Annotated in this window: 6 protein-coding genes; 3 read left to right on the top strand and 3 right to left on the bottom strand. The window is 61.5% G+C overall.

Annotated elements, in window-relative coordinates:
• Positions 1–355 precede the first annotated feature (355 nt).
• The 3 genes from ACMRQN_RS01280 (at position 356) to ACMRQN_RS01290 (ending at position 3,326) form a co-directional block, all read left to right on the top strand.
• Complete coding sequence (locus ACMRQN_RS01280) at positions 356–1,507, top strand: 5-bromo-4-chloroindolyl phosphate hydrolysis family protein (RefSeq protein ID WP_418733483.1); 1,152 nt, start codon at positions 356–358, stop codon at positions 1,505–1,507.
• A 61-nt stretch (positions 1,508–1,568) separates the two neighbouring features.
• The gene (locus tag ACMRQN_RS01285; protein WP_418733484.1) at positions 1,569–2,735 is read left to right on the top strand and encodes a toxic anion resistance protein; all 1,167 of its coding nucleotides are present in this window, start codon (positions 1,569–1,571) and stop codon (positions 2,733–2,735) included.
• A gap of 366 nt (positions 2,736–3,101) precedes the next feature.
• A complete protein-coding gene (locus ACMRQN_RS01290) occupies positions 3,102–3,326 on the top strand; it encodes a hypothetical protein (RefSeq protein ID WP_418733485.1) in 225 nt (74 codons plus the stop codon).
• Positions 3,327–3,379: 53 nt separating this feature from the next.
• Here the strand turns inward: ACMRQN_RS01290 and ychF are convergent, their stop codons facing one another.
• The 3 genes from ychF to ACMRQN_RS01305 form a co-directional block, all read right to left on the bottom strand.
• Positions 3,380–4,444 (bottom strand): redox-regulated ATPase YchF, encoded by a 1,065-nt coding sequence (ychF, locus tag ACMRQN_RS01295; RefSeq protein ID WP_418733486.1) that lies wholly within the window; start codon positions 4,442–4,444, stop codon positions 3,380–3,382.
• A gap of 111 nt (positions 4,445–4,555) precedes the next feature.
• A complete protein-coding gene (gene guaD / locus ACMRQN_RS01300; protein WP_418733487.1) occupies positions 4,556–5,941 on the bottom strand; it encodes a guanine deaminase in 1,386 nt (461 codons plus the stop codon).
• Between the two features lie 8 nt (positions 5,942–5,949).
• A complete protein-coding gene (locus tag ACMRQN_RS01305; protein WP_418733488.1) occupies positions 5,950–7,719 on the bottom strand; it encodes an adenine deaminase in 1,770 nt (589 codons plus the stop codon).
• Positions 7,720–7,877 lie beyond the last annotated feature (158 nt).

The raw sequence follows: 7,877 nt of genomic DNA on the forward strand, positions 1-7,877 counted from the left end.
AGCCCCTCCAGGCGGCGGCGCCGCCCGCCTCGCCATGCCCGAAAGCATTCGATATTCGGTTCTCAAGCTGCAACGTTCGGATAATAAATTGTTCTCTAAAACCTACGGTTTAGCCCTTGACTTCATATAGCTGGTCTCCTTAAGAGCGCGGCTGCTTGAGGTTTCACCTATTGTATCGTGTGAGGTCTCGAATTACACCCCATTTGTTGAATATTGCGTTCGCGTTTGGTCGCGCCCGTCGCTTCGTTTCCTACGACTTGGTAAAAAAGGTTTTACGGCGCGCCCTTTGGCCCCTTTCAGCACGGGCGTTCGGGTACAATCAAGCCGAAAGATTGATTCACGGAAAGGCAGCCCAATGGCTTCTTCAGATAACATGGCCGACCAAGTTGCAAACGCTGCGCAAAACGCCGTGAAGTCGAGCGATTTCAGCGACCTTCAGTCGACCATCGAGCGTGTTGCCGGCGCCGCCGCTGAGAGCATCGGCCGCGGGATTGCGCAGGCATCTGACGGTATCCGCCGAGGTCAGGAGCAATACGCGCTCATTCAGGAACGAAAGCGCAAAGAGGAGCTCATGAACCTGCGCTATGCGAGCGCCACGACCCAGCGCGGCGGCGGCATAGCGCTTGTGGTCGCAGGCGTCGCCGTGGGAATCCCGCTTGTCGCCATAGGGCTTATCATGCTCCTTATCAAGCTTGCAGCCGCCGTGCCCTTCATTGCCGCAGGTGCCGTGCTCGGCGGTGCGCTCATGTTCGCGGGCACTCGAAAGATCCGCTTCGCGGGCGCCTTCGATCGTTACCGCAACGTCATTGGCCTGCGCGAATCGTGCAGTGTGAAAGAGCTTGCGCAAAGGGGCTCCGAAAGCGTTGCGGATGCGCAGAAGAACGTGAGGAAAATGCTCGCGAAGGGCATGTTCAAGCAGGCGACGCTCGACGAGGCTTCGGGTCTGCTCCTCATGACCCTCGAAGCGAGCGAGACTCACGAGCGTGAACTTGCCGAGGCGCGCCGAGCCGAACGCCAGCAGGCGCTCGTGCAATCCACCAGCTCGAAGGAAAGTGCTGTGCTCACCGCCGAGCAGCAGCAGCTTTTAGACCGCGGCAAGGCGTTCATTGCGGTCATCCGCGAGGGCAACGATGCTATTCCCGATGAGGAGACTTCGCGCACGCTTGACCGAATCGAGCACGTGGTCACGGCCATTCTCGACGCTGCGGCCGAGAACCCCGAGCTCATCGACGATCTGGACAGGCTCCTCGACTACTACCTGCCCACTACGGTGAAGCTGCTCGAGACCTACCGCGAGCTCGATTCTCAGCCGATTCAAAGCGACAACATTGTCGACTCGAAGCGCGAGATTGAGAAAGCGCTCGATAGCCTGAGCGTTGCGTTCGAGAAGCTGCTCGATTCGCTCTTCCGCGACGTGGCGACCGATGTGTCGTCCGATATCACCGTGCTCCGCACTGTGCTCGCGCAGGAGGGTCTCACCGAAAGCCCGTTTGACAAGGCCCGATAGCCAAACCCCTACCGAAAACGGGCGAGCATGCGTCCGTTAGGAATCAAAGAAAGGTATCGTCATGGAAAACAGCACCGAATCGAAGGCAACGCCCGAGCTCACGCTTACGCTTACTCCCGAGCTCGACGATACGCCCGCTCCTGTTCTTTCCGCCAAGCCGGTAGAGGAGCTGGCGAAAGACGAAGGCGACCTCGCCCTCGACGACTCCATGCTCTCCGATGACGAGAAGAAGATGGTTGAATCGTTCTCCGAGCAGATCAATGTGCGCGACTCGGCCGCCATCATGCAGTACGGCGCCGGCGCGCAGAAGAAGATGGCCGATTTCTCCGAATCGGCGCTCGAGCGGGTGCGCACGAACGATTTGGGCGAGGTGGGCGACCTTATCACCGGCGTCGTCAACGAGCTGCGTGGGTTCAACGCCACTGAGGAGAAGGGGCTGTTCGGCTTCTTCAAGCGCGGCGTCGACAAGGTACAGTCGCTTCGCACGCGCTACGACAAGGCCGAGGCGAACGTGAATAAGATCGTGGACCAGCTGAAGGACCACCAGATGACGCTCGTGAAGGACGCGGCGACGCTCGACAAGATGTACGAGCTGAACCTCACGTACTTCAAAGAGCTCACGATGTATTTGCTCGCGGGCAAAAAGAAGCTCGCGCAGGTTCGCGAGGGCGAGCTCGTTGAGCTTGTCGAGCATGCTCGTGCCACTGGTCGCGCCGAGGACGCCCAGGCTGCGCAGGACCTCGAGGCCATGTGCACGCGCTTCGAGAAGAAGCTTGGCGATCTGGACCTCACCCGCACCATCGCCATGCAGACAGCGCCGCAGATCCGCCTCGTGCAGAACAACGAGATCACGCTCGTCGAGAAGATCCAGACCACCATCGTGAACACCATCCCGCTGTGGAAAAGCCAGATGGTGCTCGCGCTCGGCATTGCGAACGAGGCCGAGGCCGCTCGTGCGCAGAGCGCCGTCACGAACATGACGAACGACCTGCTCAAGAAGAACGCGGAGATGCTGCACACCTCGACTGTCGAGATTGCGCGCGAGTCCGAGCGCGGCATCGTCGACATCGAAACGCTCAAGAACACCAACGAGACGCTCATCAAGACCTTCGACGAGGTCATGCAGATTCAGGCGGAAGGCCGCCAGAAGCGCGCCGAGGCCGAGGCGGCGATGCGCGAGATGGAAGCCGAGCTCAAGCAGAAGATGCTCGAGATTCCGCGCGTGTAGCGTTAAGATGCACAGGGCGCGGGCGACTCGCATCGCCCGCGCCCCGCACCGGGAACCTTGTTGGCGGGTAATGGTTGCATAGCAGTCGAAATCCGCTGTGTCGCCGGCACTTGCGATCCGCGACCAGTCAGATAGCATAGCTGACGAGATTGTCCGCTACGAACCTTGTTTGTTCTTTCACGACTGTGGCTCTCCGTGGACAAAATCAGTCGATATGTGAGGAGTATCGGCAGACTAACTTTCTTTCGAAAAATTTGACCTGGGGAAATGTCGACGACGAATCCGCCGATGGCTTCTTCCCCATCAGAACGACTCACATATTGACTGATTTTGTCCACGCCACCCTGATTTTCAGGAAGAAGGCTCATGGCAAAGACGGTAAGCAATCTAAAGCTCAATAGGGCTCGAAAAAGAGGGCTGATCCTTATCTCCGTTGCGCTGGTATTATTTGCTTCATCGAAATTGATCGATGAATGTTTCCAAGTCCCTTATCGAGCGCTGATTCTGCAAATCATTGCCTCTTTTGCATGTGGCATGTGGGGCTTATGGTGCCTCATCGTAGAAGGGAAAAGCCCCTCGTCTAAAGGCTAAACGCTAATTGAAAGCCCACCATCAAAAAGGGACGCTTTCGCGTCCCTATCTTGTTATACGTTGAACTTGAAGTGCATGACGTCGCCGTCTTGCACCACGTATTCCTTGCCTTCCTGGCGAAGCTTGCCGGCGTTGCGGCATCCCACCTCTCCGCCGAGCTCCACGTAGTCGCTAAAGCTCGCGGTTTCCGCCTTAATGAAGCCGCGCTCGAAATCGGAGTGGATGACGCCTGCCGCCTGCGGGGCCTTCGCGCCGATGGGGATGGTCCATGCGCGCGTCTCGGTCTCGCCGCTCGTGAAGTAGCTCTGCAGCCCGAGCAGCTTGTACGCCTCGCGGACCAGGCGTGCCAATCCCGACTCAGAAAGCCCCATGGCCTCGAGGTACTCCTTCGCTTCCTCGGGGTCGAGTTCGGCCAAGTCTGCTTCCACCTTCGCTGAGATGGGCACCGGCGCACACCCGTCGATTTCAGCCAAATCGGCGTCGAGCGCGTCCTCGTCGACGTTTGCGATGTAGAGGATTGGCTTCATGGTGAGCAGATGCAGGTCATAGATCGCCGCCTGCTCGTCCTCGTCCAAGCCGAGCGTGCGGGCGCGATGGCCCTCGTTCAAGCCCTCGAGCACCTTCTTGGCGACCTCGAGCTTCTTCACACCGGCTTTGTCGCGCTTGGCCTCTTTCTCCAGGCGCGGGATGGCCTTGTCGAGCGTGCCGATGTCGGCCAGGATGAGCTCGGTCTTGATCGTCTCCACGTCGGAGGTCGGGTTGACCTTGCCGTTCACGTGCACGACGTCGGGGTCGCTGAAGAAACGCACAACCTCGCAGATCGCGTCGGTCTCGCGGATGTTCGCGAGGAACTGGTTGCCCAGGCCTTCGCCCTTGCTCGCGCCCTCCACCAGGCCTGCGATGTCGACGAACTCCACCGTCGCGGGAACGATCTTGGCCGGATGGTCGATCGCCGCAAGCGCGTCGAGGCGCGCGTCGGGCACGGGGACGATGCCCACGTTGGGCTCGATGGTGGCGAAGGGATAGTTCGCGGCCAGCCCGCCCTTGTTTGTGAGCGCGGTGAACAGCGTGGACTTGCCGACGTTCGGCAGGCCGACGATTCCGATGGAAAGCGACATGGAAGCTTCTTTCTCACTCAAAAGCGCCGCCGCGAAACTCGCGGCGGCGTGTGTTCAGTCAGTTCGATTCATAATACCACAGGCCGTGCACAAACGGCCGAGACGTGCGCCCTACCTCGCGTCCTTATCGCGCACGAGGACGCCCTGCGAGAACACTTGACGTACGTTGTCGGGCGTGGACAGGTAGAGGATGCGGGCAAGCCGGTCGATCGGCTCGTCGAACACGCCGAAGCCCGTAAGGTCGCTATCGGGCCGCTTCACGTCGATGACCTGCAGGTCGAAGGCGCGCCCCGGCTCGAAGGTCGCAAGCGGCAAGCCGAGCGCCTCGGCGCCGCCTGCGGTGGCGAGCCAGAACGACTCCACAAGGGACAGCCGCGTGCCCTCGCCAAGCCCGCCGCGCTCCTCGGGCGGGAGCTGCGCGTTCACGCCCGTCTCGAGCAGGCGCGACACGAGCACCGCCTGGCGGATGTTCTCGTACATGCTCGGGCTGTAGCCGCCCGAAATGTCGGTGCCGAGACCCACGTGGATCCCCTGCGAGCGGAAGCGCTGGACGGGGGCTACGGCGCTCGAGAAGTATGAGTTCGCCGTCGGACAATGGGCGACGGCGACGCCCAGCTCGGCGAACATCTCGCCCTCCTCCTCGGTGAGGTAGGGGCAGTGCGCCATGATGGAGCGCTCCCCCACCAGGCCGAAGTCGCGCAGCGCGTACGGGTCGGTCTTGCCGAAGCGCTCAAGCACGACGTCATGTTCCCACTGGCCTTCGTTGCAGTGCGTCTGCACGTAGGCGCCCGTGGTGCCGGCCAGGTTGCCCAAGCCGCGCAGCACCTCGTCGGTGCAGCTGGGAATGAAGCGCGGCGTGATGACGGGCCAGGCGCCCGCGCGGCTGTTCCTCCCGATGGCCTCCACCTCGCGGATGAGGGTTTCGGTGTCGCGCACCGCCTGCTCAGGCGAGGCATCGCGGTAGTAATCCGGGTTCGCTTGAGGGTCGTCCATTACCGTCTTGCCCACGAGCGCGCGCTGGCCGCGCTCGGCGCAGATCTCAGCGAGCGCCACCGTTGCCTCCAGATGCGCGCTGCCAAGGTACACCGCCGTGGTCGACCCTCGCGCAAGGAGCTGATCGACCAGGTCAAAGTACACTTTCTTCGCGAAATCGACGTCCACGAACTTTGATTCCAGAGGGAAGGTACGCTCATCGAGCCACCGGTAGAGCGGCTCGTCGAGGGCGAGCGCCGCCTGCGGCCACTGAGGCGAGTGGACGTGGATGTCCACGAAGCCCGGCAGCCCGAATCTACCCTCCCCCAGCTCAAAAAGCGCGCCGGCCTCGCGGTCCTTCGCGAGCGCCGCGGCTTGGTCGGGGTCGTCATGCGCGATGACGCGCTCGATCGCGCCGTCTTCCCCTACTTCTATGAGGGCGCACTCCAAATACTCGAAGCTGCCGTATTCGGGCGCGTGGAAAAATGACCCGTAAAACGCCCTCGGTTGTGTAGTCTTTGTCATCGTGCGCCCTATTCCACGACGCCCTTGATGGGGTCTTCGATCTGCAGCGTTATCACGTTGATGAAGCCGTGGTCGGTGATGGCGTACGCGGGCAGCGCCGCCAGGCAGATGAAGGAGAGGAACATGAACGGGATGGAGATGATGCAGCCGCGCTCGGCGCAGGCGGCGTTGAGGGCGCTCTTCCGCGCGGCGAGCTCCTCGCAGGAGAGGTCGGTGAGCAGGCCGCAGATGGGGTATTCCACGCACTCGATGACTTCCCCGCCGTCGACTAGGCACTGCCCGCCGCCGATTTCGATTATGTGGTTCACGGCGACTGCCATGTCCTCGAAGTTCGTGCCCATGACGATCACGTTGTGGTTGTCATGACCGACCGAGGAGGCGATGGCGCCGCTCGTCATGTGGAATCCGCCCATGAACGCGCGGCCGACGTTGCCGTTGATGCCATAGCGCTCGACCTGCGCGATGTAGAGGACGTCTTGAGAAACGTCGCAGGCCACGTAGCCGTCCTTGCACTCGAGCTCGACCTCGCGCGGCTGCGTGACAGGGATCCACGGGAGCGTGTCCATGCAGGTCACCTTCACGCGCTTGGCGCCTTCGGGGGCGGCGATCTTGAAGCTGTCGGGCGTGATGGGGTTCAAGAGCTTCGTGGTGTTGAGCAGGCAGGGGTCGTGGGTTGCCTTCTCGTAGTGGACGAGCAGCTCGCCGTGGTCGACGACTTGCTTGCCGCGCGAGAAGACGCTTACGACCTGGAAGTCCTCGGCGGTGTCGCCCGAGACGATGTTCACGTCGGCGCGCTTTCCGGGTGCGAGCGCTCCGATGTCGGTGAGCTCGAAGGCACGGGCGGCGTTGATGGTAACCATCTGGATGGCCTTCGCGAACGGCACGCCGGCTTCAAGGGCGAGCTTCAGGTGGTGGTCCAGATGTCCCGTCGAGGCCAAGTCGCAGCAGTGCAAGTCATCGGTGACGATGCTCATCATGGAGGTGTCGATATCTTTGCCGACGATGCATTTCAGCTGGTCGGAGAGGGTGCGAGCGGCGGAGGACTCGCGCAGCATCGCATGGACGCCCGCGCGTGCGCGGTCCATGATGTCGTCGGCGGAAAGCCCCTCGTGGCAGGTGGAGATGCCGGCGGCGACGCATTTGTTGAGGTCCTTGCCCTTCATCTCGACGAGGTGCCCCTGTGCGGTCATTCCCTTCATCGAGGCGACGTCGCCAAGCGACTCGAGCAGGTCGGGCAGCTCGGCGAGAACGTAGGGACCGACACATTCGGAGATGCCAACGGCGTCGGGGCGCTTCAGCGCTTCGCGGATGATCTCGGGGTTGAACTTGCCGCCGCTCGTCTCGAGCGCAGGCGAGAAGGGCACGTGCGACGGCACGACGAAGTACAGATTGAGGTCGGTGATCTCGTTTTCCTCAAGCACGGCCTCGATGCCGGGAAGACCAGACACCACGCCGACTTCGTGAAGGTCGGTCATGATGGACGTGGTGCCATGCTTGAGCACGGCTTCCGCGAAGGGGCGGATGGCAAGGTCGGAGCTTTCCGGATGGATATGCCCGTCGATGAAGCCCGGGGTGATGAAGGCGCCCTCGGCGTCGATCGTGCGCGTGCCCTCGCCGATGCAGTAGTCGACGTCGCCGACCGCCGCGATAGTTTGGTTGCTAATCGCCACGCCGCCGTCATAGATCTCGCCCGTGTAGACGTTAACGATGCGACCGCCCGTGATGACCACGTCGGCCGGCTTGGTTCCACCTGCAACGCTCAGAAGTTCCCTGTCCATGCGCTTTCCTTTCACGTAACCGCTCTCGTCTTCTAAAACGCAAAAGCGCACAGAGCTTTTCGCCCTGCGCGCTTATCGCCAAGTGAAATATGTCGTGTCGCTCGAAGTCCCGCGCGAAGATGGCGCGATTTCCTTATTTTTCCATGGGAATAGAGGGG

Source organism: Ellagibacter sp., assembly GCF_048412355.1.
In the GTDB taxonomy this organism is placed as follows: Bacteria; Actinomycetota; Coriobacteriia; order Coriobacteriales; family Eggerthellaceae; genus Ellagibacter.